General features: G+C 61.8%; 20 protein-coding genes. 4 read left to right on the forward strand and 16 right to left on the reverse strand.

The genetic code is table 11. The features are described 5' to 3' along the window. Positions 1 to 374: 374 nt before the first annotated feature. From MU551_RS22665 to MU551_RS22675, 3 genes are read right to left on the reverse strand one after another with little or no spacing between them, the layout of a single operon-like run. A complete protein-coding gene (locus tag MU551_RS22665) occupies positions 375 to 4,079 on the reverse strand; it encodes a 1,4-alpha-glucan branching enzyme (protein WP_247048827.1) in 3,705 nt (1,234 codons plus the stop codon). Between the two features lies 1 nt (position 4,080). After that, positions 4,081 to 5,877 (reverse strand): maltose alpha-D-glucosyltransferase, encoded by a 1,797-nt coding sequence (treS, locus tag MU551_RS22670; protein ID WP_247048828.1) that lies wholly within the window; start codon positions 5,875 to 5,877, stop codon positions 4,081 to 4,083. A 4-nt stretch (positions 5,878 to 5,881) separates the two neighbouring features. Beyond that, positions 5,882 to 7,951: an alpha-1,4-glucan--maltose-1-phosphate maltosyltransferase gene (locus MU551_RS22675; RefSeq protein WP_247048829.1), complete on the reverse strand. Its 2,070-nt coding sequence runs from the start codon at positions 7,949 to 7,951 to the stop codon at positions 5,882 to 5,884. 133 nt (positions 7,952 to 8,084) lie between these two features. Between MU551_RS22675 and glgP the strand changes: the two genes are divergently transcribed. Then, complete coding sequence (gene glgP, locus MU551_RS22680) at positions 8,085 to 10,703, forward strand: alpha-glucan family phosphorylase (protein ID WP_247048830.1); 2,619 nt, start codon at positions 8,085 to 8,087, stop codon at positions 10,701 to 10,703. A gap of 178 nt (positions 10,704 to 10,881) precedes the next feature. Here glgP and MU551_RS22685 read toward each other — a convergent pair whose 3' ends face one another. From MU551_RS22685 to MU551_RS22720, 8 genes are all read right to left on the reverse strand, one after another. Continuing rightward, a complete protein-coding gene (locus MU551_RS22685; RefSeq protein ID WP_247048831.1) occupies positions 10,882 to 11,238 on the reverse strand; it encodes a barstar family protein in 357 nt (118 codons plus the stop codon). A gap of 67 nt (positions 11,239 to 11,305) precedes the next feature. After that, positions 11,306 to 13,420, reverse strand: a complete 2,115-nt coding sequence (gene glgX, locus MU551_RS22690) for a glycogen debranching protein GlgX (RefSeq protein WP_247048832.1) — start codon at positions 13,418 to 13,420, stop codon at positions 11,306 to 11,308. Between the two features lie 220 nt (positions 13,421 to 13,640). Then, complete coding sequence (rlmB, locus tag MU551_RS22695; protein WP_247048833.1) at positions 13,641 to 14,630, reverse strand: 23S rRNA (guanosine(2251)-2'-O)-methyltransferase RlmB; 990 nt, start codon at positions 14,628 to 14,630, stop codon at positions 13,641 to 13,643. Between the two features lie 90 nt (positions 14,631 to 14,720). Then, complete coding sequence (gene cysS, locus MU551_RS22700; protein ID WP_247048834.1) at positions 14,721 to 16,187, reverse strand: cysteine--tRNA ligase; 1,467 nt, start codon at positions 16,185 to 16,187, stop codon at positions 14,721 to 14,723. A 30-nt stretch (positions 16,188 to 16,217) separates the two neighbouring features. Next, a complete protein-coding gene (locus MU551_RS22705; protein WP_247048835.1) occupies positions 16,218 to 16,547 on the reverse strand; it encodes a hypothetical protein in 330 nt (109 codons plus the stop codon). A gap of 89 nt (positions 16,548 to 16,636) precedes the next feature. Continuing rightward, complete coding sequence (gene ispF / locus MU551_RS22710; RefSeq protein WP_247048836.1) at positions 16,637 to 17,137, reverse strand: 2-C-methyl-D-erythritol 2,4-cyclodiphosphate synthase; 501 nt, start codon at positions 17,135 to 17,137, stop codon at positions 16,637 to 16,639. A gap of 1 nt (position 17,138) precedes the next feature. After that, a complete protein-coding gene (ispD, locus tag MU551_RS22715) occupies positions 17,139 to 17,960 on the reverse strand; it encodes a 2-C-methyl-D-erythritol 4-phosphate cytidylyltransferase (protein ID WP_247048837.1) in 822 nt (273 codons plus the stop codon). 88 nt (positions 17,961 to 18,048) lie between these two features. Further along, positions 18,049 to 18,531: a CarD family transcriptional regulator gene (locus MU551_RS22720; protein ID WP_026266570.1), complete on the reverse strand. Its 483-nt coding sequence runs from the start codon at positions 18,529 to 18,531 to the stop codon at positions 18,049 to 18,051. Positions 18,532 to 18,844: 313 nt separating this feature from the next. On the opposite strand from MU551_RS22720, the gene MU551_RS22725 reads away from it, so the two are divergent. Next, positions 18,845 to 19,402, forward strand: a complete 558-nt coding sequence (locus tag MU551_RS22725; RefSeq protein WP_247048838.1) for a hypothetical protein — start codon at positions 18,845 to 18,847, stop codon at positions 19,400 to 19,402. A gap of 81 nt (positions 19,403 to 19,483) precedes the next feature. Here MU551_RS22725 and MU551_RS22730 read toward each other — a convergent pair whose 3' ends face one another. Both MU551_RS22730 and MU551_RS22735 read right to left on the reverse strand, forming a co-directional pair. Further along, positions 19,484 to 20,164 carry a winged helix-turn-helix domain-containing protein gene (locus MU551_RS22730; RefSeq protein ID WP_247048839.1) on the reverse strand — a complete coding sequence of 227 codons (681 nt, stop codon included), beginning with the start codon at positions 20,162 to 20,164 and terminating at the stop codon, positions 19,484 to 19,486. Beyond that, the gene (locus MU551_RS22735) at positions 20,161 to 21,396 is read right to left on the reverse strand and encodes a sensor histidine kinase (protein ID WP_247048844.1); all 1,236 of its coding nucleotides are present in this window, start codon (positions 21,394 to 21,396) and stop codon (positions 20,161 to 20,163) included. The genes MU551_RS22730 and MU551_RS22735 overlap by 4 nt, the downstream gene beginning before the upstream one ends. Before the next feature lie 207 nt (positions 21,397 to 21,603). On the opposite strand from MU551_RS22735, the gene phoU reads away from it, so the two are divergent. Then, positions 21,604 to 22,266 (forward strand): phosphate signaling complex protein PhoU, encoded by a 663-nt coding sequence (phoU, locus tag MU551_RS22740; RefSeq protein ID WP_247048840.1) that lies wholly within the window; start codon positions 21,604 to 21,606, stop codon positions 22,264 to 22,266. A gap of 87 nt (positions 22,267 to 22,353) precedes the next feature. Here the strand turns inward: phoU and MU551_RS22745 are convergent, their stop codons facing one another. Next, positions 22,354 to 23,100, reverse strand: a complete 747-nt coding sequence (locus MU551_RS22745) for a phosphoglyceromutase (RefSeq protein WP_247048841.1) — start codon at positions 23,098 to 23,100, stop codon at positions 22,354 to 22,356. A gap of 79 nt (positions 23,101 to 23,179) precedes the next feature. Between MU551_RS22745 and MU551_RS22750 the strand changes: the two genes are divergently transcribed. Further along, complete coding sequence (locus tag MU551_RS22750) at positions 23,180 to 24,049, forward strand: class I SAM-dependent methyltransferase (RefSeq protein ID WP_372489915.1); 870 nt, start codon at positions 23,180 to 23,182, stop codon at positions 24,047 to 24,049. Between the two features lie 28 nt (positions 24,050 to 24,077). On the opposite strand, the gene MU551_RS22755 is transcribed toward MU551_RS22750, so the two are convergent. Together MU551_RS22755 and MU551_RS22760 are read right to left on the reverse strand one after the other, a co-directional pair. Further along, the gene (locus tag MU551_RS22755) at positions 24,078 to 24,434 is read right to left on the reverse strand and encodes a DUF2516 family protein (RefSeq protein WP_247048842.1); all 357 of its coding nucleotides are present in this window, start codon (positions 24,432 to 24,434) and stop codon (positions 24,078 to 24,080) included. A 9-nt stretch (positions 24,435 to 24,443) separates the two neighbouring features. Further along, positions 24,444 to 25,628: a trans-sulfuration enzyme family protein gene (locus tag MU551_RS22760; protein WP_247048843.1), complete on the reverse strand. Its 1,185-nt coding sequence runs from the start codon at positions 25,626 to 25,628 to the stop codon at positions 24,444 to 24,446. Positions 25,629 to 25,986: the final 358 nt, after the last annotated feature.

Genomic DNA, 25,986 nt, shown 5'->3' on the forward strand with positions numbered 1-25,986 from the left:
ATCAATAAAACAATTGGTATCAACAAACTTGGCACACTATTGAGTTCTCAAACAACAGACACACCCGGCACCACCACAACATTTCACAGCCGTAGATCGCTCCGGAGCAACTTTTCAAACTTACCCGCTAGCTTCACCCTTGTCAAATCGGGGATCCTGACTCATTCTTGCCAGAGGCTTCTGAATCATCTTCACCGACCAACTCCGGGGAGCAGCGCGGGTATTAACGTTACCACCACTTTGCCCTGGAGACAAAACGTCCCCGCCCCCTGGGCCAGCCAACTGAAAGGAGCCCGGAATCGTCTCGATTCCGGGCTCCCGTGGTTGTTCGCGGCAGCGGTGCCAGGTCCGCTGACCGCTCGCTACATCCCGCTTTACATCACGATGGCCGGCGGCAAACCCGGCAGGGTATCGGCAACAGGCTTGAAGTAAGCAGCACCCAGCGGAGGCAGCGTCACACTCAAGCTCGCCGGTTGCCCGTCAACCCCGGGACCAGTCGCTTTCAGGGTCCCCTTGTTCTCCACTCCCGAACCACCATAGGCAACCGCGTCCGTGTTGATAACTTCCTCCCAGGCGCCTGCTGACGGGACCCCGAGCACAAAGTCCTGATGCGGGCCGCCGGAGAAGTTCACAGCGACCACTACCGGACTTCCCTTGGTATCAAAGCGGATAAACGTCAGCACGTTCCGATCAGCGTCGCCGCCATTGATCCACTGGAAGCCGCCGGGCTCATTGTCGCGCTGGTACAGAGCCGGCGTCGAGCTGTACAACTCGTTCAGGTCCTTGGTCAGGAGCTGGACTCCACGGTGGGCAGGGATGTCGGCCAGCCACCAGTCAAGACCATGCTGTTCCGACCACTCTGCTTCCTGGCCGAATTCGGTGCCCATGAAAATGAGCTGCTTGCCGGGATGGGCCCACTGGAAACCGAGGAACGCGCGGAGATTGGCCAGCTGCTGCCAGCGGTCGCCGGGCATCTTGCGCAGCATCGAGCCCTTGCCATGCACAACTTCATCGTGGCTGATGGGCAGGAGGAAGTTCTCCGTAAAGGCATAGACAAGGGAGAACGTGACCGTGCCGTGGTGCCACTTACGGTTGACGGGGTTTTCGGAGATGTACTTCAGCGAATCGTGCATCCACCCCATGTTCCATTTGAGCCCGAACCCCAGTCCGCTGTGGCTGGTGGGCGCGGTAACTCCGGGAAAGGCTGTTGATTCCTCCGCGATCATGACAGCACCGGGGTGTGTCTTGTAGACGGTGGCGTTGGCTTCCTGGAGGAAGGAGATGGCTTCCAGGTTTTCCCTGCCACCGAACCTGTTGGGCTGCCACTGGCCGTCTTCCCGGGAGTAGTCCAGATAGAGCATGGATGCCACGGCATCGACCCTGAGCCCGTCGATGTGGAACTCGTCCAGCCAATAGAGGGCATTGGATACCAGGAAGTTGCGCACTTCAGTCCGGCCGAAGTCGAAAATGAGTGTTCCCCAATCGGGGTGCTCGCCCAGGTTGGGGTCAGCGTGTTCGTAGAGGGGCTGACCGTCGAACTGCGCCAGCGCCCATGAATCCTTGGGGAAGTGCGCAGGTACCCAGTCCAGGAGGACACCGATGCCTGCCTGGTGGAGGGCATCGACGAGATGGCGGAATTCATCGGGGTGCCCGAACCGTGAGGTGGGGGCGAAATACGATGTGACCTGGTAACCCCAGGATCCGCCGAACGGGTGCTCAGCCACAGGCATGAACTCAACGTGCGTGAAGCCAAGCCACTTCACGTACTCCACGAGCTCCTTGGCCAGCTGGCGGTAGTCAAGTCCCACGCGCCAGGAGCCCAAGTGGACTTCGTAAACGCTCATGGCCGAGTTGTGCGGGTCACGCTCCGCCCGGGCAGCCATCCATTCGGCGTCCTGGAAGTTGTACGTGGAATCAACAACACGTGACGCCGTCAGGGGCGGAACCTCCGTGCCGAAAGCCAACGGGTCAGCCTTCTCGACCCAATGACCGGCCTTGGTCTTGATTTCGAATTTGTAGCACGCTCCTGCTACAACGCCGGGAATGAAGAGTTCCCACACGCCTGAGGAACCGAGCGAGCGCATCGAGTACTCCCGGCCGTCCCACGCGTTGAAATCACCCTTGACGCGTACGGCCTCTGCGTTCGGTGCCCAGACGGCGAAGGAGACACCATGGATCTCTCCCAACGACGAGGCGTAATTCTGAACGTGCGCTCCGAGTACTTCCCACAGCTTCTCGTGGCGGCCTTCGCCGATGAGGTGCAGGTCCACTTCCCCGACAGTCGGAAGGTAGCGGTAGGGATCGTCGGTTGCTTGCGGCAGCCGGTCCTCGTAGGTTACTTCGAGCCGATAGTCCGGAACATGGCCGGGATCAATCGGATCCAAGACAGCGACCCATACGCCGTGCCCTTCGTGGGACATGGGGAAAGTTCCGGCAGCAGTGACAACGGAAACAGCCTCGGCGAGGTGCTTCACCGACCTGATGGTGACGTGGCCGTGATCGTCCAGGTGTGCACCCAGGACCGAGTGGGGAGCGTGATACTCCCCCGCAGCGACTTTCGCCAGGACGTCGGGGTTCACGTGTAGAGGCGCCCCGGGCCGTTCGGTGCGTGCTGAGCCTGTCATGTTCTTGTTACCTTCCGCTGCCGCTCCGGCGGATGTGCCGGAGCCTGTACTGCTGAGGAGACGCTGGGATGCGTTCACTGGAATGGCCAGCCAACCCGGCCTGTTCCGCAATTCATAAACGACTTCGTAAAGTGCCTTATCCAGCCACAATGCCACGAACAAGGGGGATTCGCGGTCAATCGTTCCCGGTGTGACCTCCGCATAGCCGGCAAGGAACGCCTCGGCGCAGTCATCCACCCAGGAAACGGGTACTTCGGTTCCTGCTTTTTCACGGACGGCCGCACCGGCAGCGTAGTCGAATGACCGCAGCATGCCCACGACGTCCCTAAGGGGGACGTCAGGCTGGTTGCGTTCTGAAATAGGACGCAGCGGTTCACCCTCAAAATCCAAAATCGCCCAGCGGGCGGGATCTTCTCCTGTCCCAGGGACCTGCAGAATCTGCCCCAGGTGGAGGTCCCCGTGGATCCGCTGCAGCGGACCTGCCTCACAACCATCCAAGTGTTTGAGCAGGACCGCCAGTTCGTCGTCGTACGGCCCGACGGCGGTGCCCGCCTCCACCCAGGACTGCCGCACACGCTGGGCTACTCCAGGCGCGATCTCCTGACCGGAGGATGCCTCAGCCGTGAGCCCCAGGGTCTCAGCGAGCCTGCGGTGCACCGTGGCTGTAGCCACCCCAAGGTCATGGGCTTCCCTGGAGAAATCCTTACCGCTGGTGGCAGCATCCACAGCAAGGCGCCAGGCATCCAGTCCCCCTGCAAGAAATTCATGGGCAACGGCGAGTTCTCCCTGCACGGGTTCTCCTGTGCCCAACCCCGGCGATTCCCATTGCCCGGTGACCCAGCCAAGGGTGGCCGGGACTTCGAAGGTGCGGGCAGCCGTCAGCGCTGCCCCCACCTCCACCTCGGGGTTGCGTCCTGCGGTAAGAACACGGAAGAACTTCAGGATTGCTGCCGATTCGCCGTCGTCCACGATGACGGAACTGTTGGACTGCTCACCGGAGAGGACCCGGACCTTGCCCTCCGCCGTCGGCAAGCGAAAACCTGAGGGGACAAGGTGGCCCTGGGCAGTGCCCCCCGGGGCCGTGTTCTCGGTCCGCATCAGGTCCAGCCACGAAGAAATGAAGTCGCGATCATGGACGGCGTCGTAGATCCAGCGGTGTCCCAGATCCGAGTGGACACTTTCGCCGACGAGTGCCGAATCGGCTCCCGGCAATGGTTCATCACGGTAGCTGAGGGGCACTTGAACCACATCCGTGCGGCTGGCGCCGTCTGCAGTTGAGTAGGTGACGGCGACCATGAACACTTCATGACCGACGCTGCCTTCCCTGTCAGTCAAGGTGAGCCCACCCGCGGGCGCAAGGGAAAAGTCTGCGCCCTTAACCGGGAACCACCGTTGGGACGGAAGCCAGGCCGTGAGGAGTTCGCTGAGTGGCGGATTGAGTGTTGTTGTCCTCATGTCAGCCCTCGATGGAAAGGATCGGCATCGCCTGGGTGTAGGGGGACGATGGGTTGGACGCCGCCGAACGTACCCTCAGCCAGAAAAAGTCGTGGCTTCCCAGGGTGAGCGTAAGGTTTCCATCGTCACCGATGGGCGGGAACATCTGGCCACCGAAGACGTCACGGAGCCCGCGGCCGGCCAGTTGTGGGACCCGGAGCGTGGTGGCAACAGGATGCTGCGAGAGGTTAAAGGCACACAGAATGGTCTCGCCGTCCTCGCCTGCCGAATTGCCCTCCGGAAGTTCGCGCAGGTATGCCAATACGACGTCGTGATCCGCTTCAATGTGCCGGAAACCACCGAGCCCGAAGGCCGGATGGTTCCGGCGGACACTCAGGATTTGCCGGGTCCACCGCAGCAGCGAGCCCGAGTGCGCAGCCTCAGCTTCCACGTTGGCCATGGAGTAGTTATACACGAGGGACTGAATGACCGGCAGGTACAGCTTGCCCGGATCAGCATGGGAGAAGCCGGCGTTGCGGTCCGGGTTCCACTGCATCGGAGTCCGCACAGCGTCGCGGTCTTCGAGCCAGATGTTGTCCCCCATGCCGATCTCGTCCCCGTAGTACAGGAACGGGCTTCCAGGCAGGGAGAGCAGCAACGCATTGATGAGCTCGATCTCGGAACGCGAATTGTCCAGGAGCGGGGCAAGCCTGCGCCGAATGCCGATATTTGCCCGCATCCGGGGATCCGGAGCGTACCAGCCCAGCATGGCTGCGCGTTCGTCCGCTGTGACCATCTCGAGGGTGAGTTCATCATGGTTCCGCAGGAATGTTCCCCATTGGGCACCTTCGGGAATGTCCGGCGTATCCCTCATCGTCTCGATGATGGGTGCCGCCTTCTGGTCCCGAAGTGCGTAGTAGAGCCGGGGCATGATGGGGAAATGGAAGGCCATGTGGCATTCGGGCTCTTCCTCGGTCCCGAAGTACTCCACCACCTCGTTGGGTGGCTGGTTCGCTTCAGCGATGATGACGCGGCCGGGATAGTTCTCGTCCACCATTTTCCGGAGCCGGCGCAGGAACTCGTGGGTTGCCGGCAGGTTTTCGCAGTTGGTCCCCTCCTCTTCATAGAGGTAGGGAATCGCATCAGCACGGAAACCGTCGATGCCCTGGTCGAGCCAGAACCTCACGACGTCGAACAGTGCATCGATGACCCGGGGGTTCTCAAAGTTCAGATCCGGCTGGTGGCTGAAGAAGCGGTGCCAGAAAAACTGCCGTCGGATGGGGTCGAAGGTCCAGTTGGACTCTTCTGTATCGACGAAGATGATGCGCGCGTCCTGATACTTTTCATCCGTGTCGCTCCACACGTAGAAATCTCCGAACGGCCCGTCCGGATCCTTCCGCGACTCCTGGAACCAGGGATGCTGATCGGACGTGTGGTTCAGCGGGAGGTCGATTATCACGCGGACTCCGCGGGCGTGGGCCTCTGCCACTAGCCGCTTGAAGTCGCTGATGGTGCCGAACTCGTCCAGCACGGAGTTGTAGTCCGAGATGTCGTACCCGCCATCGCGCAGCGGAGACTGGAAGAAGGGCGGCAGCCAGAGGCAGTCCACACCGAGCCACTGCAGGTAGTCGAGCTTTTCGATCAGTCCGTGAAAGTCCCCCGAGCCATCGCCGTTGCCGTCTGCAAACCCACGGACTAGAACCTCGTAGAAGACCGCCTTCCGGTACCACATTGGATCGTGGGGTAGTCCGGGCGCGTTCAGCTCGAAGCTGCTCTTGGGCGTGAAGTGATGGGTAGGGTTCTGCGGGCTGAAACTCACTAGGCTACCTCCGGATGCTGAAGATGTGGGCAGGTTCGATGTGCGCGTCAAGCCTTACGTAGTTGTACTCCCCCCACTCATAACTCTCGCCGGTGACCAGGTCGTCCACCCGGAACCCGCCGCCAGGCATGAGGTTTTCCGGATCGAGCTCCAGGGCGGCCAGGTCCAGCGCCACGGTACTCTCACGGGCGCTGTGGGGATCCACGTTGACCACAATGATCAAGGTGTCCTTGGTGCCGTCAGGGAGGGTTTTGTGCTTGGAGTACACGATGGTGGCTTCATCTGTGCTCTGGTGCAGGGTCAGGTTCTGCAGGTCGCCAAGGGCAGGGTGGGTGTGCCTGATCTCGTTGAGCCTTGTGATGTACGGCGCCAGTGTCCGCCCCGAGGCAGCGGCGGCATCCCAGTCGCGGGCCTTGTACTCGAACTTCTCGTTGTCGATGTACTCCTCAGCACCCGGACGGGCTACGTGCTCATACAGTTCGTAGCCGGCGTACATTCCCCAGATGGGGCTTGCCGTTGCCGCAAGGGTGGCTCTGATCTTGAAGGCTGCCGGACCTCCGTACTGCAGGTACTCCGTGAGGATATCTGGCGTGTTGACGAAGAAGTTGGGACGGAAGTAGGCGGCCGACTCGTGACTGACCTCCTGGAAATACGCCTCCAGTTCAGTCTTGGTATTGCGCCACGTGAAGTACGTGTAGGACTGCTGGAAACCCGCCCGGCCCAATGCGTGCATCATGGACGGCCGGGTGAAGGCCTCGGCCAGGAAAACAACCTCGGGGTGCTTTTTGTTGACCTTGCGGATGAGCCATTCCCAGAACCAGACCGGTTTGGTGTGCGGGTTATCAACACGGAAAATCTTGACCCCGTGGCTCACCCACAACAGCACAATGCGAAGAATCTCGTTCGAAAGCCCAGAGGGGTCGTTATCGAAATTCAGGGGGAAAATATCCTGGTACTTTTTCGGAGGGTTCTCGGCGTAGGCAATGCTGCCGTCCACCCGCGTTGTGAACCATTCCGGATGTGACTGCACCCAAGGGTGGTCCGGGGCTGCCTGCAAGGCCAGGTCCAGTGCAACTTCAAGGCCCAGTTCGCCGGCTCGGGCCACAAAAGAGTCAAAGTCTTCGAACGTACCAAGGTCCGGGTGGATGGCGTCATGGCCGCCTTCCTTGGCTCCGATGGCCCAAGGCGAACCGGGGTCGGTGGGCCCGGCGATCAGCGTGTTGTTGGGCCCCTTGCGGTGCTGCACGCCGATGGGGTGGATGGGCGGCATGTAGATGATGTCGAATCCCATTGCGGCCACTGCTTCAAGGCGCTTAGCGGCGGTCTGGAAATTTCCTGATATCCATTCGCCGGTTTCGTGGTTCCGGACCGCGCCTTCGGAGCGGGGGAAGAATTCGTACCAGGCGCCGCGGCCTGCGAGGTCGCGCTCCACGAGGAGGGGGAATTGCTCTGAGGTGGTGACAAGGTCCCTGATGGGCTGGCGTTCGACGACGGCGGCTACGTCCGCACTGAAGCCGGCAGCCAGGCGTTCCTCGGGGGACAGCGACGTATCGGACAGCACCACGACTGCGGTGCGAAGTGTGCGCCGATCGGCGGAGTTCCGACTGGAGTCCTCCGCGGCTTCGGCCAGGATTGCGGCACCTTCGGCGAGCATGAGCTCCACGTCGATGCCGGCCTCAACCTTGACCTCGGCGTTATGGTGCCAGGTTCCGTAACGGTCGTTCCAGGCCTCGATTACAAAAGACCAGTTGCCGGTGGAGGCCGGTGTCAGGATGCCTTCCCATAGGTCTGTGCCCTTCCCGCGGTCGCCGCGGGGCGGAAACAGCCGGACCCGTTGCCGCTCTTTGCCCTTGGGGTCCAGGAGTACTGCGCTGACGCCGAGCTGGTCATGGCCTTCGCGGAAGGCGGTGGCAGCCACCACCAGGTCTTCGCCTGGCAGGGCCTTGGCGGGGAACTTCCCGCCCTCAACAACGGGCTTCACATTCGTGATCGGGAAACGGCCGAATTGCAGGCCGTCCGTGATCAGAGCCTTGGGCTTTTGCTTGGATGCGGCACTGGTTCGGGAATTAGTCACAGGCTCGACGTTATCGAGAAATCCGCTGAAATGCTAAGGAAGCGATCTTTTTTTGACTCAGCGATTCGTCATTTACACAAATGAAACCTCCACATGTTCCGACGAGTCCGAGTTGTCCGTTAGTGTGGCGCAGGTGAAGGCAATCCGCAGATTTACAGTCCGAACCGTTCTTCCGGAGTCGATCCGACCACTTGCCCGATTGGCGGGCAATTTACGCTGGTCGTGGCATCGCCCCACCCGTGAGCTGTTTGAAGGTCTGAACCCCAGGATCTGGCGCGAAAGCTCCAACGATCCGGTGACATTCCTAGGGCTGGTGAGCCGCGAGGAACTTCAGCGGCTGGCCGCTGACCAGGACGTTGTCCGCCGGGTCCAGGAGGCGGCCGAGGACCTGGACCGTTACCTCGAACAACCCCGCTGGTACCAGGGCCTTGGCGAAGACGCCCCGGCCTGCATCGCTTATTTCTCCCCCGAATTCGGCATCACCGAAGTGCTTCCCCAGTATTCGGGCGGTCTCGGGATCCTGGCCGGCGACCACCTGAAAGCTGCCTCGGATCTTGGCGTTCCACTGATCGGCGTTGGCCTGCTTTACCAGGCAGGCTATTTCAAGCAGTCCTTGTCCCGTGACGCGTGGCAGGAGGAAACCTACCCCGTCCTGGATCCCGACGGGCTCCCCCTGACGCTGCTGCGGGAAGCATCTCCCGACGGCAACGGCAAGCCCCTGCAGATCTCGCTTCCCCTCCCCCACGGCCGGCGCCTCCTGGCGCATATCTGGCGTGCCGACGTCGGACGCGTTCCGCTTTTGCTGCTGGATTCCAACGTTCCCGGAAACGATGACGCCGCCCGCAGCATCACAGATCGGCTGTACGGCGGCGGCGGGGACCACCGACTTCAGCAGGAGCTCCTGCTGGGCATGGGCGGAGTCAAGGCACTCCGCGCCTACCAGCGGCTCACGGGCATTCCCGCACCTGAGGTGTTCCACACGAATGAAGGCCACGCCGGATTCCTGGGAATTGAACGCATCCAGGAGCTCATGTCGTCAGAACACCCGCTCAGCTGGGAGGAAGCTCTGGCAGCCGGGAGGGCGTCAACTGTTTTCACTACCCACACTCCCGTGCCTGCGGGAATCGACCGCTTCGAGGCTTCCCAGATCCAGCACTTCTTCGAAGCCGGCCTGGCCCCCAGCGTTCCCGTTTCGAAAATCCTGGACCTGGGCCGCGAAAACTTCGCAGGCGGCAATGCGTCCGTCTTTAATATGGCGGTGATGGGCCTGCGCCTGGCACAGCGCGCCAATGGCGTAGCAAAACTGCACGGTGTGGTTTCGCGTGAAATGTTCTCAGCGCTCTGGCCGGGCTTTGACCATTCAGAAATTCCCATCACGTCAGTTACCAACGGCGTCCACGTTCCCACCTGGGTGGACGGACGGGTCTCCAAACTGGCCAGGGAGCAGTTTGGCGCTGAAGCGGAGGCCGCCGGCCGCTGGGACCTGGCCTATAACGTCAGCGACGAGGACGTTTGGGCCCTTCGCCGTGAGATGAGAGTGTCTCTGGTGGAGGATGTGCGGCGCAGGCTCCGTGCCTCGTGGAAAAAGCGGGGTGCGGCCGACGCGGAGCTCCGGTGGACCGATTCCGTGCTGGATCCGGATGTGCTGACGATCGGATTTGCCCGGCGCGTTCCCACCTACAAACGCCTGACGCTGATGCTGCGTGAACCTGACCGGCTGAAGGCGCTGCTGCTCCACAAGACCCATCCCATTCAACTGGTTATCGCCGGCAAATCCCATCCTGCCGACGATGCGGGCAAGAAGATGATCCAGGACCTGGTCCGCTTCACCGATGATCCCGAAGTGCGGCATCGGATCGCCTTCCTGCCGAACTACGACATTGCAATGGCCAGGACGCTTTTCCCTGGCTGCGATGTTTGGCTCAATAATCCCCTGCGCCCGCTGGAAGCCTGCGGAACGTCGGGAATGAAGGCTGCCATCAACGGCTCGCTGAACCTCTCGGTGCTGGATGGCTGGTGGGATGAAATGTATGACGGCGAGAACGGCTGGGCCATCCCGACGGCCAATAACGACGCCTCTCCCGAGGAACGCGACGACATCGAGGCTGCTGCCCTCTATGAGTTGCTCGAGACCCAAGTGGCGCCGCGGTTCTATGGTTCCACCGTGTCTGAAGGCGCAGGGGCGGCGGGTCCCTCCCAGACCGGGCCCGAGAAAGTTCCCACCCACTGGGTGTCAATGATCAAGCACACCATCGCACACCTGGGACCTGCGGTCTCGGCCGACCGGATGCTGCAGGACTACGTCAACATCTTGTATCGGCCGGCCGCGGTTGCGGGCCGGTCCGCCACGGCGCACTCGTTTTCGCAGGCTAAGGGCCTCGCCGCCTGGACTTCAAAGATCCGGGCCGCCTGGCCGCTGATCCAAGTGGAGCACGTTGACTCCGTCGGTGTATCCGAGGACCCCCAGATCGGCGACACCCTGCAGGTGAACGCCTACGTGGCCCTTCATGAGCTGTCACCGGACGATGTGTACGTGGAGGTTGCTTACGGCCGGGCTGAAGAGACGGACGAACTGGCCGACATCACTGTGGTGGAACTCGTTGCTAAGGAAGATCTCGGCAAGGGCCGGCACCTCTTCAGCGGCTCCCTGCTGATCGACCGCTCAGGTTCGTTTGGCTACACGGTGCGGGTACTTCCGAAGCATGAGGCTTTGGCTTCCAAGGCCGAGCTCGGCCTGATCGTCAACGCCTGATCAGAACAGCCTTGCAGGTCAGTCATCCTCCGAGTGCTCGCTCGTTCCTCCCCACCATCCCCTAGCCTCGCAAGCTCGGCCAGGGAACCCTGACGGCGGGGGCCCACCTTAGACGCACGCTTCCGGATAACTGACCTGCAAGGGCGAAAGTTCAGCCACGGGACCAGTCAGTCGCGACCTACAGGCAGACCGTGATTACAGCCAAATCCTTGCCTGCGTAGCTTTCGGCGTCCTGGAGGGTCTCGCAGATGATGGCGAAGAACCGGTCTGTGCGGAATGAGGCGGGTACCTGCCAGATAACGGTGACCGGTTTGTTTCCGTTTTCAGCCACGGCGTCAGCAAAATCGTGGAGTGAATCGTTCAGGTCATCGAGATCCAGGGCATCGTATTCGGGAAAGTCCAGGGCCTCGCCAAACGTCGCCAGGACAGCCCGCTTGGTGTCGGCCGCGGGGATCACCAGTAAGCGCCGCCCGGCGTCGTCGGCCTGGGCCATTAATTCCTCGATGGTCCAGGTGTCAGCTGAATAGATCTTCACAAGTGCCCTAACGTACGTTCAACCAAAAATATAAGCAAACAGGAGCCGATCAGGCGTCCGAAGGGGCTCAGGTCCGGTAAATACTGATCGTATTCGCTTGGAGCACATCCCGCTCGCCGGAAGACACCATGGCACCCTGGCGGCGGTCATGGAGCGAGGAAGTTGTGAGGCGCAGCTCGAAGGCGCGCTTTCCTGTGCCCTCCTCATTGAGGACCTCGGGCAGCCTGATCTTGAAGTCCTGATTGCTTCCGTTGATGACTACCAGACCGTCCACCTGTCCGTCTTCGGAGCCCAGCAGAAGCTGCACAACGCGGTGCTGGGGGTCGTTCCAGCGCTCCATAGACATCGGATCGCCGTTCTCGTCGAACCAATGCAGGTACGCCTGCTTGTCCCGTGTCGGGTAGTCATGAGGCTGACTGGCCAGGAATTCCTTGCGCAGACGGATCACACGCTTTGTGGTACGCAGCATGGCATGCTTTTCAGGCGTGTTGGTCCAGTCCAGCCAGGTGAGGGGGTTGTCCTGGCAATACGCGTTGTTGTTGCCCTGCTGTGTGCGGCCGATTTCATCGCCCGCCGTCAGCATGGGAACCCCCATAGAGATCATTAGCGTAGCCATGAGGTTACGGCTGGTCTGCGCACGTTCTGCGAGGATGGCTTCATCCTCGGTGCGGCCTTCGAATCCATGGTTGTAGCTGCGGTTGTCTCCGTGGCCATCGCGGTTTTGCTCGCCGTTTGCCTCGTTGTGCTTACGGTCATAGGACACCAGATCCGCAAGCGTAAAGCCGTCGTGGGCAGTAATGAGGTTGACGGACGCCATCCTGGTACGCCCCGAGGGCTCGAACAGGCTGGCGGAACCGGAAATTGAGTCGGCCAGCCGAGCAACGGAGCCGCCATGTCCGCCGGCATTGATAGCGGCACGATCCGCAAGCCAGAACGAGCGCAGGGCGTCACGGTAGTGGTCATTCCAGTCCACCCAGCCCGGCGGGAAGCGGCCCGTCTGCCAGCCGCCGTAGCCAACGTCCCAGGGTTCGGCGATCAGCTTGGTTTCAGAGAGAACAGGATCCGCTGCGACTGCCACCAGGAACGGATGCCCCGGGTCAAAGTCGTTGGCCGCATTCCTGCAGAGCGTCACGGCAAGGTCAAAACGGAAACCGTCGATATGGAATTCATCCACCCAGTACCGGAGCGAATCCAGGACGAGCTGCACGACGCGGGGCTCCCCGAAGTTCAGTGTGTTGCCGCAGCCAGTGGTATCGATGTACCTCCCGTTGCCGTCATTGCGGTAATACTGCATCTCGCCCAGTCCACGGAAACTGAGGGTCTGCCCGTCGCGCCCGCCTTCCGCCGTGTGGTTGTACACGACGTCGAGGATCACCTCGAGTCCGGCAGCGTGGAGGAGCTTCACCATGCCCTTGAACTCGTCCTGCACGGCATGCGGACCCGCCTGTTGGGCGGCCTGGGTGGCGTACCCGGGATGGGGCGCGAAGAAGGCGGCACTGTTGTAGCCCCAGTAGTTGGTCAACCCCAGGTTCTGAAGGTGTGGCTCGTCCAGGTGGAAGTGCACTGGCAGCAACTGGATAGATGTCACACCGAGGCCGGTCAAATGCTCAATCATTGCAGGGTGCGCCATGCCGGCGTAGGTCCCACGCAGTTCCTCCGGGATGTCCGGGTGCAGCATGCTTTGGCCACGGACGTGCGCTTCGTAGAGGATCGTATTGCGCCAAGGTACCCGGGGGCCCCTGTCGGATCCCCAGTCGAAACCGTTGGCCATGCGGACGCTTGTAATCAGCCGTTCACGCTGGTCCACTGCCCGACCATAGGGGTCAAGCAGTAGAGGTTGATCACCGGCGTCGTCAAAATCAATGGTGGGAAGCGAAAGTGGCAGCGCCCGCTCTCCCTCAACCGTCCGGAAGCCGTAACGGGAGCCCACGGGCATGCCCTCCACCACGCCATGGTGGACGCCGTTGGTGAGGTTTGGCAGGGCGGCCAGCTGCCATTTTCCGCCGGGTGGCTGGAAGGCAACCTCCAATGCTGAGGCGCCGGGCGCGTAGACAGCGACGTTCACGGAGGCATGGTTGTATCCGTCCATCGCAGGGGAACCCGTGCGATGAACGCTAACACCGAGGGGAAACGCCCGTGAGGCGTCTACGGTTGAAGCTGTGTCCAGTAGCGGCATGACCATCGATTAAATCTTAGCGGGACGGAACAAATGGACCGTCTTATCCACTTAATTATTGGCTGGCGGTGGCTTCTTACGGAGAAACCCTCCGCCACTTTTATTGTGAGGGAGGGTTTCCGTTTTTGTTGCGAAACGTGAGGGAGGGTTTCCGTTTTTGTTGCGAAACGTGAGGGAGGGTTTCTGTTTTTGTTGCGAAACGTGAGGGAGGGTTTCCCGCTGCGGCTTACTTTGTGGCGCGCTGCCTGGACACTTCATAAAGCGAAATGCCCACCGCCATGGAAGCGTTGAGCGATTCCATGGCCGAGTCGATGGGGATGGAGACAATCTGGTCGCAATTTTCACGGACCAGGCGGCTGAGGCCCTTGCCTTCGGAGCCAACGACGATGCAGACGGGCTCCGTGGCCAGGGTCAGGTCCGGCAGTGAAACGTCGCCGTCGCCGTCGAGGCCCAAGACGAAGATGCCCATGCTCTTGAACTGCTTCAGGGCGTTGTTCAGGTTGGCAGCACGCGCAACAGGGACGCGAACGGCGGCTCCGGCGCTGGTCTTCCAGGCAGAGGCTGTGACTCCGACGGAGCGGCGTTCCGGGACGATGACGCCGTGGCCGCTGAACGCGGAGACGGACCTGATGATGGCCCCGAGGTTACGAGGGTCCGTGATGCCGTCGAGGGCAACAAAAAGGGGCGCGTTGGCTACATGGCCCTTTTTCCAGCGGTCAACGGTCTGCTCTGCGAGATCGTAGGCGTCCTGGTATTCGTAGGGCGGAATCTGCAGTACCAGGCCCTGGTGAACTGCGTCTTCGGTCATGCGGTCAAGCTCCGGCTTGCCAGTCTCCATCAGCGGGATGCCCCGCTCGGCAGCAAGCTTCAGCGATTCCTTGACGCGATCGTCCATCTCGATGCGGACGGCAACGTGGAGAGCCTTGGCCGGGATGCCGGCGCGGAGGGCTTCGACCACGGAATTGCGGCCGGTGACTACTTCTTCAGTAGCCCTTCCCTTGGGGCCGGTCCGTGCGGCCCCGGCGCTGCGGGCACCAGTTCCGCGCTTCGCTGCCGACCTTTCGGACAACTGCTTGCTTTTGTGCGCCTTGTGATACGGACGGTCCTCCGCCTTGGGCGTCGGGCCTTTACCCTCGAGGGCTTTGCGGCCGTGACCACCCGTACCGACGGTGGGGCCCTTCTTTGCTTTGACCGACCGGCGACCGTTGTTGGCCATGAGTTCCACCCTTGATTGTGTTGACTAAGTCTGCATACCAGTCTACTGAATCAAGTTAAATCGAGTTCCAGGCCCGCTGGGCCTTGCCCGTCAGTCCCGCTGCAGGCTCCAGGTGGCACCGTCAGGCCCGTCTTCGACGATGACGCCCGCCGCCTTGAGGGTGTCCCGGATGGCATCAGACCTTGCCCAGTCTTTGTTGGCACGGGCCTCCGCCCTTGCCTCCAATTGTGCCTCGACGAGTTCGGTGAGGGCCGAGTGTTCCTTGCCCTGGGTCGCTTCTGGCATCTGCACCGCGTCCAAACCCAGAACCCCGGTCATGACCAGGACGCTGTGCAAAGCAGCCTGGGCGGTCAGGTCTTCGCCGTTGGCAAGGGCCGTATTCCCGGTGCGGACCGCATCGTGCAAGGCTGCCAGGGCCTGCGGGACATTCAGGTCATCATCCATGGCTGCCGCAAAGATCTGCAGCCACTCCGTTGAAGGCTGCTCCTGCAGCTTCGCCGGCCCGCTGGTCCAGCCCAGCTTTGCCCCTGCCTTCGCGATGAACCCGTCAATCCGCTCAACAGCCGCTGCAGCTTCCTGAAGCGACGTAGGCCGGTAGTCCAGAATCGAACGGTAGTGGGCCTGCCCCAGGTAGTATCGGACGACGCGCGGCGGCGCCAGCTCCAGCATTTCCGCCGGACTGACGGTATTTCCAACAGACTTGGACATCTTTTCACCCTCATAGGTGACCATGCCGTTGTGCATCCAGAAGTTGGCGAAGCTGTGGCCGGCCGCCTGTGACTGGGCCATCTCGTTTTCATGGTGAGGAAAACGCAGGTCGAGGCCACCGCCGTGAATATCGAACTCTGTGCCGAGGTACTTCGTGACCATGGCCGAGCATTCAAGGTGCCAGCCGGGGCGGCCGGCGCCCCACGGCGAAACCCAGCTTGCCGTCGTCGGCTCCCCTTCTTTATGGCCCTTCCACAGGGCGAAGTCCCGCGGATCCCGTTTGCCCCTGGGATCAGCATCGGTTGCGCCTTGCATGTCATCGATGCTTTGGCGGGTCAGGGAGCCGTATTTGCTCCAGGAGCGGACATCGAAGTAGACGTCACCGGAGCCATCGAGCGCAGGATAGGCATGACCGCGGTCAACCAGCTCCTGGATGAGGGCGTGCATTTCGGGAATATGGCCAGTGGCACGTGGCTCGTAAGTGGGCCGGGAAACGCCGAGGGTGTCGTAGGCCTTGAGGAACTCCTGCTCGTACCGGTAGGCCAGGGCCCACCACTCTTCCTCGCGCACAGAGCCGTCCTCGTCCTCGAAGTCGGGCTCGAAAGAGGCAGCGGATTTGGCGAGAATTTTGTCATCGATATCTGTAACGTTGCGGACCACGGTCACGCGGAAACCGCTGTACTGCAGCCAGCGTGTCAACTGGTCGAAGGCGATGGCGGAGCGGATGTGCCCGACGTGGGGCATGCCCTGAACCGTGGCACCGCAGTAGTACAGGCTCACTTTGCCAGGTACCAGGGGAACGAAGTTCCGGACTTCGGCGGACGCGGTGTCGTAAAAGCGGAGGGTCACCGCTCCAGATTAGCCGATGGGTGCAGTCCCTTACTTGCAGACCTCGCCGATCCTGTTGTTCTGCTCCGTGAGCTGCTGGGTCTGTTCAGCACTCTTGGTGCCCAGCGAAGTGCCAGCTGCCTTTTTCATGATGTCCGCCATTTTTTGGATGGGTTCCGCAACTTCCGGAGCCACCTTGTCCGCGACTTCCTGATAGTGCTTGGCGATCTGATCGGCCTTCTGCTGCTCGTTGCCGCTTGGCACAAAGGTGTCGCCGCTGAGGAACTTGCAGCTTTCCTCCACGCTCATCTTGGGGGAGCCTGAACAGCCAGTCAACAGTACTGCTGCAGCAAGTACGACGGCGGCCAGCGGCTTGTTCACGGGAAGTCTCCTGAGGGGTATGAAGCAGGGTCAGTCATTAAGGGTAGGCGAAAGCTCGGGCACAGGCCTTCCGGGCTGCGTCCGGGTTTTCAGATGGTGCGGTAGACGAGAGCAGTGGCCATGGCGGAAATGCCTTCTCCGCGGCCGGTGAAGCCCAGACCGTCACTGGTGGTGGCGCTGACGCTGACAGGCGCTCCTGCTGCACTGCTGAGCACCGCCTGGGACTCTTCGCGCCGGGGACCAAACTTAGGCCGGTTGCCCACGAACTGAATGGCGATGTTGCCGATCTCGAAGCCCTCGGCCCGAACGATTTTCGCTGCCTCGGCCAGCAAGGTCACACCGGATGCGCCAGCCAATTCAGACCGGCCAGTTCCGAAGTGTGTTCCGAGGTCGCCCACCCCCGCTGCGGAAAAGAGTGCATCAGCCGCGGCATGCGCCACAGGATCGCCGTCCGAATGGCCGGCGAGGCCGCGTTCGCCTTCCCAGTGCAGCCCGCCCAGCCATAATTCACGCGGCTCGTTTTCGGGTGCGAAGGCATGAACGTCTATCCCGATGCCTGTGCGCGGAATGATGGGCCCTGATTTAGCCATGTCAGCCCTCCACCCAGCGGATACCCAAGGGGCCTTCGAGCAATCCCTCGGCAAGGATGAGGTCCAGCGGGGTGGTGATCTTTAGTGACTGGCTGGCTCCGCGGACGGCGTGCACGGGGACTCCGAGGAGCTCCACGAGCATGGCATCGTCAGTGATTGCCGCGGACTGCTCGTCGTCAAAGCTCTCGGCTGCCTCGTGCGCGCGCAACAACGTGGCCAACTCGAAGCCCTGAGGTGTCTGCACTGCCCGCAAATCTTCACGGGGAGCAGTACCGGTAACGATTTCCGGAGCGATCCGTGCGTCGTCGCCGTTGGTCACGGCGACGGTCTTGACGGTGTCCACCACTGGGATTACGGGGATCACGGCGGCGGCACCCGCGGCCAGCGCGTTCACTACCCGATGGAAAACAGTCTCCGGGGTGAGCGCGCGGGCTGCATCGTGGACCAGGACCGCATCAGTACCGCTCTCAACGGCACGAAGGGCCGCCCGGACAGAATCAGCCCTGGTAGCGCCACCGTCCACCATGGTCAGCAGAGGCCCGCCGTCCACGAGTTCGGTGCTGAACTCTTCGCACAATCGGCGGAGTTCCCCGTCCCCCTTCGGCAGCGCGATGCAAATTTGGCGGGCGACGCCTGCTGCAACGATGCCCCGCAGGGTATGCATCAGGATGGGCTCGCCGCCAAGCGGGACGCGCGCTTTAGGGATGCCGTAACCAAGCCGCTGCCCGGATCCTGCAGCAACAACAACGACTGCGACGGCGGGCGTGACTGAGGCGGCTCCGGAATCCAATCCTGCTGCCGCTGATTCGTGTGGTGAACTCATGGGCACAACACTACGTGGCGCTCGCCCACGGCAGCCGGAACAGGGCAAAAAGAAACCCCGGCGGCACCTTGCCACCGGGGTTCAATTCTTAGGAAGCCAAAACCTCGTCGAGAACGCTGGCAGCCTTCTCTTCGTCGGTCTTTTCAGCCAGTGCCAGTTCTGAAATCAGAATCTGGCGGGCCTTGGCCAGCATGCGCTTCTCGCCTGCGGAAAGGCCGCGGTCGTGATCACGGCGCCAAAGGTCACGAACGACCTCTGCTACCTTGATGACGTCCCCGGAAGCAAGCTTCTCCAGGTTTGCCTTATAACGACGTGACCAGTTGGTGGGCTCTTCAGTGAACTCGGCTCGCAGCACATCAAAAACGTGCTCCAAACCTTCTTTGCCCACTACGTCACGGACCCCAACAAGGTCAACGTTCTCTGCTGGAACTTCAATGGTCAGATCACCCTGAGCCACCTTGAGCTTGAGATACATCTTCTCTTCGCCCTTGACAGTGCGCATCTTGATTTCTTCAATTTTGGCTGCACCGTGGTGAGGGTAAACTACTGTCTCGCCGACCTCAAAAACCATGTGGACTTTCCCCTTTCCCGCAGACCAGTTTATCACGATTCAGGCATATGACCGGCACTGAAGGGGCCCTGCAACCGCATGAATACAGGGAAAAGAGGCCGAATCAGGTCCTTGCGACCCCTTGACGGATGCGGATAATAGTGCATGCGGCCAGCGCTGCCAAGGATCTCCAGGTGACCGCCGCTACTCACGAATCACTTCCGGCCAGGTCTCGAAATGGGGCCTATTATGTACAGCCGGAATCCTCGTTTCATGGTGTTTGCGGCTAGGCTATGGCCTGAATAATGTTTCAAACTCTCGAGGAGTACTTGACGTGCGTTTCACTGCGATCATCCGGGGCCGGCGCGGCAGGCTTGTAATGGCTACTGCCGCTCTTGGTGTCAGCCTGCTGTCAGTGACAGGCTGCGGCTACATCAACCCTCAGCAGACCGCCCAGCAGTACTCTGCGTCCGACGGAATCCGCACCGACGTTGGACCGCTGCAGATCCGAAACCTGATGATCGTCTCCACAGGCGAGGACCAGCCCGGCCGCGTCATCGGTGCTATCTACAACTCCTCATCGAATGACGTGAAGCTCACCCTCAATGGCGCGGCCGGCTCACAGACCGAGATCCCCGTAGCCAAGAACTCCTACGCGCTGCTGAACGAGAGCACGGACCCCGCCATCCTGAGCACCACAGGAGGTATCCCCGGATCCCTGGTTGAGGTTAAGTTCAAGGAAAGCGGAACCGGCCAGGCCGGCGAAGCAAAGGTTCCCGTACTGGATGCCACGCTCCCGGAATACAAGGAATTCCTGCCGGAGGGCAGCGAACCCACCGGCACGGCCTCCCCGGAGTCCACGCCCATGCCGACCAGCAGCGCCAGCCACTGACCTTCCCGCAGGCGTAACGCCACGCGACGAAAAGGAGCGGCTCCCCCGTGGGGGAGCCGCTCCTTTTCGTTTCCGGACTTTTTACGGTTCGAACTTGTAGCCAAGGCCCCGCACGGTGACCAGGTATCGCGGGTTTGACGGGTCCGGCTCAATTTTGCTGCGGAGCCGCTTGACGTGGACATCCAAAGTCTTAGTGTCGCCCACGTAGTCGGATCCCCACACGCGGTCAATGAGCTGGCCACGGGTCAGCACCCGGCCGGAGTTGCGCAGGAGCATCTCCAGCAATTCAAACTCCTTCAAGGGAAGGGACACTTGAGCCCCGGACACACTGACGACGTGCCGCTCCACGTCCATCCTGACCGGCCCGGCCTGCACGGTGTTGGAGATCAGTTCCTCGGGTTCCGCCTGGCGTCGCAGCACGGCCCGAACCCTGGCAACCAATTCGCGTGAGGAGTATGGCTTGGTGACGTAGTCGTCGGCCCCCAGCTCCAGGCCCACCACCTTGTCGATTTCAGAGTCCTTGGCGGTCAGCATGATGACGGGCACACTGGAACGCTGGCGGAGCTGGCGGCAGACCTCCGTGCCGGACTGGCCCGGCAGCTGAAGGTCCAGCAGTACCAGGTCGGCGCCGTTGCGGTCGAATTCGGTGATGGCATCCAAACCGTTATCGACCACCTCCACCTCGAAACCCTCCTTGCCCAGCAGGAAGGAAAGGGGGTCACTGAACGATTCCTCGTCCTCAACAATCAGAATCCGGCTCAAGCACTGGCTCCTTGCTCATGGACGCCTGCGGCGTCGCGTCGTTGTGATGATTTCTGGCGGCCAGGCACGGCCGCTTCGGCGGGCTTGGCGGAGTCGGCTGCGTCGCCGTCGTCCTGCCCTTCCATTTCGGGAAGCCGTAAGGTGAACGTGGACCCTTGGCCGGGCTGGGACCACAGCGTCACTTCGCCTCCGTGATTCGAGACGACATGCTTGACGATGCTAAGACCCAGCCCCGTTCCTCCGGTATGGCGGGAGCGGGCCGCGTCAACACGGTAGAACCGCTCGAACACCCGTTCCTGATCCTCGGGTGTAAGTCCGTCGCCCTGATCCGTCACGGACACCGAGATCAGGCCTTCGCTGGCTTTGACGCCGATGCCCACCCTGGTGTTCTCGGGGGAATAACGGATGGCGTTGTCGATCAGGTTCCGCAGTGCCGTGACCAACAGGTCCTGGTCGCCGAAAACCATGGCTTCCACCCGTCCGCCGATCACAATATCGATGTTCTTGCTCTCGGCTGGCAACTGCGATCGGTCGACGGCCTCGGTAATCACCGAGTTGATGTCCACAGGATGGCCTTGTTGGGCCACGTTCGCCCCCTGCAGCCGGGACAGTTCGATGATGTCCTGCACGAGGGCTGCCAGCCGGGCTGATTCCTTGTGCATCCTTTGAGCGAAGCGCCGCACGGCCTTCTCATCATCAGGCGAAGCTTCGAGCGCCTCCGCAAGCAGGGAGATGGCGCCGACGGGAGTCTTCAGCTCATGGGAGACGTTTGCGACGAAGTCGTTGCGGATCTCCTCGGTCCGGGTGATCTCAGTGCGGTCGTCGGCCAGCAGCAGTATGTACTCCTCACCGAGCATTGCCGCCCTGAGCTGGACAACGATGGTTCCCTGCCCCAACGGGCCGCGAGGCAGCTCCAGCAGTTCCTCCAGGATCACGCCGTCCCGACGGACCCTCGCCGTCATGTCCAGCAGTTGCTTGTGCACAACGGTATGGCCGCGGACCAGCCCATAGGCGTAGGCGGCGGGGCTTGCCCGCACGACGCCATCAATTGCATCTACCACGAGGAAGGCCCGCCCGAGCACGGCCAGGACTTCCGCGGCACCATGGGGCAGGGCAGGCTCATCGAAGTCGCCATCGACCAGTTTCCGCTGCTGCTCGCTGATCCGGTACGCGAGGACGCCAAAAATGCCCAACGCCAGCCCGACCAGGCCGGCAATAACACCGATAAGCATAGGATCCACGGCTCCAGCTTATGCGGTACAACGCGTGGGAAACGGGCAATAGCTGCGATTGAGCCGCCGGTTCAGCTAACGTTCACTTATAGACGCCTAACAGTTCACCGGACGGTGACAGAGTTATCAGTTGGACTGCCGGAACGGTGACACGAAACCTGCCGGTCACACTGGTGGCTTGCACAGTTTCAAAGGAAAGGACGCCTAGTGCGTAAGGTTTTTCAGGAAGAGCTGACCCAGGTGGGCGAACAGCTCGTCGAAATCTCGAAGCTGGTCACCGAGGCCACAGAGAAGGCGACGACGGCCTTTGAAGGCGCCGACGTCGACCTCGCCCAGGATGTTATCGCCGCGGACGCACGGATCGATTTCCTGCAGAACAGCCTGGACGAGCGGGCCATCGACATCCTTGCATTGCAGGGGCCGGTAGCCAGCGACCTCCGGATGATCGTGGGTTCCCTTCGAATGAGCGCTTCGCTGGAACGCATGGGCGACCTCGCCAGGCATATTGCCCAGCTGGCGAGGCTTCGGTTCCCGGCCAATGTAATTCCCGGCCACCTGTCCGAGACTTTCAAGCAATTCGCCGAGCAGGACATACTGATCGCGAACAAGCTCACGGAACTCCTCGAGACCCGCAACCTGGAAGTCGCCCGTGACATCCTCAAGGCCAACAGCATAGTCAACGACCTCCACCTGAGCGTCTTCAAGGCGATCGCCCGGAGTGATTGGCACGAGTCCCCCGCGACTACGGTCGACGTCGCTCTCGCCAGCCGGTACTTCGAGCGGTTCGCTGACCATGGAGTGTCGGTGGCCCAGAAGGTCACCTACCTTGTGACCGGCGCCTGGCAGCCGAACAGCTCAGAAAACGCCTGACTCCGGGCCTTTTGAGGGCAAGCAGAAAAGTACGACGGCGGGCGGTCCACTGAGTGGGCCGCCCGTCGTCGTTCGTTTTACGAAGCCCTACCGCTTGCCCTGGTTGGCGACCGCCATGATGGACGCAGCTGCTGCCTCGGGGTCGAGGTAAGTGCCACCCGGGATCAGGGGCTGGAAGTCCTCATCCAGCTCATAGACCAGCGGAATGCCCGTGGGAATGTTGAGGCTCGCGATGTCCTCGTCGCTGATGCCGTCGAGGTGCTTGACCAGGGCCCGCAGCGAGTTGCCATGGGCAGTGACCAGAACGGTCTTGCCCTTCTTGAGGTCTTCCTTGATGTCGGATTCCCAGTAGGGCATCAGACGGATCAGGACGTCTTTGAGGCACTCGGTGCGGGGTACGGCGTCGCCGAGGTCCGCGTACCGGGGGTCTCCGACCTGGGAGAATTCGGAGCCGGCATCGAGGGGCGGCGGCGGCGTGTCGTAGGAGCGGCGCCACATCATGAACTGCTCTTCGCCGTATTCAGCGAGGGTCTGGGCTTTGTCCTTGCCCTGCAGTGCGCCGTAGTGGCGTTCGTTGAGGCGCCAGTCACGCTTGACGTCGATCCAGCCACGATCGGCCTTCTCAAGTGCCAGATTGGCCGTGTTGATGGCACGCTTCAGGCGCGAGGTGTAAAGAATGTCCGGGAGAATATCGTTCTCTACCAGGAGCTCTCCGCCCCGAGCTGCCTCCTCACGGCCTTGCTCATTAAGGTCGACGTCCACCCAGCCGGTGAAAAGGTTTTTGGCGTTCCATTCGCTGTGGCCGTGGCGCAGCAGAATCAGCTTGTAAGTCATGGTTTTCATCCTAGCCGAGCGGCTATGCGTGCTGCCGAGCGTTACATCCCATTGCCTGAAGGCCGGATACCCTTGCAAGGTGGTGCAGAAAGCAGAGCGGGTGACGGCACCCTTCGGAACCCGCGACAGAGCGGCTCCGTTGGCGAGGGCCGGGAAACCTGCACGGGCGGGGAAGCCGATCGGCAACATCACCCGCGGCACCACCAATCCCAACCGTATGCGCCGCCTGGACCGTTGGCTTACCGGTCCCCAGGCTTGGCGCCTGCGTTCCGCCGGGGATCCCCTCGTGATCGATCTCGGGTATGGCGCTACGCCGGCGACCGCCGTCGAGCTCTTTGACCGCCTTTCCACCGTCCGCCCCGACGTCCGAGTCTGGGGAATCGAGATCGAACCGGAACGGGTACGCGCAGCCAAGGCCCTTGAACGGCCTGGTCTTGGTTTTCTGCTGGGTGGCTTCGAGCTTCCGGTGGAGGGCCAGCCGGTACTGGTGCGTGCGTTCAATGTGCTGCGTCAATATGAAGAAGCCGACGTCGAAGGCATCTGGAGGCTGGTGCAGGGCAGGCTTTCACCCGGAGGCCTGTTCATTGACGGCACCTGCGACGAGATCGGACGGCGGGTTACCTGGATCGCGGTCGGCGGCCAAGGACCCCTGAGCCTCAGTATGTCCTTGCGGTTCGGCAGCTTCGACCTGCCGTCAGAGGTGGCGGAACGGTTGCCGAAAGCCCTGATCCACCGCAACGTTCCCGGTGAGGCGGTCCATTCCCTGCTCCAGGCAATGGACAAGGCCTGGGTTGATTCCGCACCATTGCAGCCCTTCGGTAACCGGCAGCGCTGGATATCGATGTGCAAGGCGTTGCGCGACGACGGGTGGCCGGTTCAGGATGGTCCCTCGCGCTGGCGTTTGGGGGAAATTACCGTGAATTGGGAAGCAGTGGCGCCCGGACTCTGACCTGTAACGCGGCGCCAGGGAGCCTGGCTTACCAGGATCCGTAAGGGCCGGTGTTCCTGCTTCCACCCCGTCCCGCATCCTTAACCGCAGGGCGGACATCAGCCAGGTAAACGGAAGCGGCTGTGACGGCCGCAAGCCCGAAGATGCCAAGGGTTCCGAAGAGCCCACCCCTGACTCCGGTGAAGACCGACAATGCACCGATGGCAAAAGCAACGCCAGTCATTGCGAGCCAGAACGTCTTGGTCCGCTTTGCAACGGCTTCAAAGGCGTTGGCCCGGTGACGGAGGCAATCAAAGAACGCCCACGCCTCGATGCCGAAGGCAATAAGGGCCAGGAGGTAAAACACTCCGTTTTCGACATACATAATCATCAGTTTTCCGTCCACTACCCCAGCCTAACTGTCCAGAGCGTCCAGCGCCTGCGCCACGTCAGCCCAAAGGTCCTCCACATCTTCAATCCCCACGCTCAACCGCAGCAGGTTATCGGGGACGCTCGCCGGCTCTGCCGTGTGGCGGCGGCGGCGTTCCATCAAGGATTCCACCCCGCCCAGGGATGTTGCCGGCAGCCACAAATCAAGGGCGGCAATGACCCGATCAGCCGCATCCTCACCGCTGAGGCCAGGCGACGCCGCTATTTGAACGCTGATGATGGAGCCAAAGCCTTTCATCTGGGCCTTGGCCCGCTCGTGACCCGGGTCCGATTCCAGCCCTGGATACCGGATGCTCTCGATGCGCGGATGGGCGCCGAGCCTTTCGGCCAGAACGGCTGCTGATGCCTGGGACCTCTCGATCCGCAGAGCAAGAGTGCGCAGCCCCCGGAGGGCCAGCCAGGCCTCAAAGGGCCCGGCGATCCCGCCGTGGATGGACCGGTGCTGCAGCAGCGTCTCCCGCAGGCCGGCGTCGGACGTCACGAGGGCGCCCAGCACAACATCGGAGTGTCCGGCGAGGTACTTGGTCACCGAATGGAGCACGACGTCGGAGCCGAAGGCGAGTGGCTGCTGCACCAAAGGGGTGGAGAAGGTGTTATCGGTTACCACCAGTGCACCAACGGAATGGGCGGCGTCGGCCAGGACGGCGATGTCGGCAATGCCAAGCATCGGATTGGTGGGGCTTTCCAGCCACAGCATGTTGGCCGCCTTGCCTTCGCCGGGTGACAGCTGTTCCTTGACGGCCTCTGTATCCGCTATGTCCACGGTCCGCAGTTCAATGAACCCCTTGCCTGCCAACTCCTGCGCCATGGCCAGGGAACCAGAGTAGCTATGGGTTGGCATGACCAGGATGCCCCCGGCCGGGATCAGCGAGAATGCGGAACTGACGGCGGCGAGGCCGGACGAGTAGAGCAAGCCCGGGAGCTCCGCGCCCTCCAACTGGCCCAGGGCCTCCTCGAACGGCTCCCAGGTGGGGTTGGAGTAGCGGCCGTAGCCTCTGTCACCGGAATCCACGGGGCCGGTGCCAAAGTAGGTGGAGGACAGCACTACAGGAGGGTTCACCGGTTCATTGCGTTCACGGGGCGGACGGCCGGCGGCTACGACCACCGTTTCAGCTGACAGCGCTGCGACCTGCTGTTGGGAGAGAGTCATGGAGAAAGCGTACGTCGCAGGTCCGCAGCGGCTAAATGTGCCGCTGGCTGCCTGCCTTGGCACGGTTCGTTTGGCCCGCATGAACGGCCCACCCGCAGGACCGGCCCTCACCCGGATAAACGGTGCCGGGCAGCAAAGGTTTTGCGGGTGCAGGCCGTCTTTAACGGACACGTGGCTCAAAGGAGCACGTGGCCACCGGCGGCTCTCGTCCGCCAGTGACCACGTGTGTTCGGGGGGGTGCCTCTATGTTTTTCGTCAAGCCGCTGACGGCAGATTCCGTGGTTCCGGTTCCTGGTAGAGGGTTCCGTCTCGGAGCATGGCGAAGAGGACGTCTGAGCGGCGGCGTGCGAGGGCGATG

The sequence above is a fragment of the Arthrobacter rhizosphaerae genome, assembly GCF_023062595.1.
In the GTDB taxonomy this organism is placed as follows: domain Bacteria; phylum Actinomycetota; class Actinomycetes; order Actinomycetales; family Micrococcaceae; genus Arthrobacter; species Arthrobacter rhizosphaerae.

What these genes read in the sequence shown, in the direction of transcription:
- MU551_RS22665 (WP_247048827.1), bottom strand. Translation starts at nt 4,079, where the DNA reads ATGAGGACAACAACACTCAATCCGCCACTCAGCGAACTCCTCACGGCC.
- glgX (WP_247048832.1), bottom strand. Translation starts at nt 13,420, where the DNA reads ATGGTCATGCCGCTACTGGACACAGCTTCAACCGTAGACGCCTCACGG.
- rlmB (WP_247048833.1), bottom strand. Translation starts at nt 14,630, where the DNA reads ATGGCCAACAACGGTCGCCGGTCGGTCAAAGCAAAGAAGGGCCCCACC.
- ispF (WP_247048836.1), bottom strand. Translation starts at nt 17,137, where the DNA reads ATGGCTAAATCAGGGCCCATCATTCCGCGCACAGGCATCGGGATAGAC.
- ispD (WP_247048837.1), bottom strand. Translation starts at nt 17,960, where the DNA reads ATGAGTTCACCACACGAATCAGCGGCAGCAGGATTGGATTCCGGAGCC.
- MU551_RS22720 (WP_026266570.1), bottom strand. Translation starts at nt 18,531, where the DNA reads ATGGTTTTTGAGGTCGGCGAGACAGTAGTTTACCCTCACCACGGTGCA.
- MU551_RS22735 (WP_247048844.1), bottom strand. Translation starts at nt 21,396, where the DNA reads ATGCTTATCGGTGTTATTGCCGGCCTGGTCGGGCTGGCGTTGGGCATT.
- MU551_RS22745 (WP_247048841.1), bottom strand. Translation starts at nt 23,100, where the DNA reads ATGACTTACAAGCTGATTCTGCTGCGCCACGGCCACAGCGAATGGAAC.
- MU551_RS22760 (WP_247048843.1), bottom strand. Translation starts at nt 25,628, where the DNA reads ATGACTCTCTCCCAACAGCAGGTCGCAGCGCTGTCAGCTGAAACGGTG.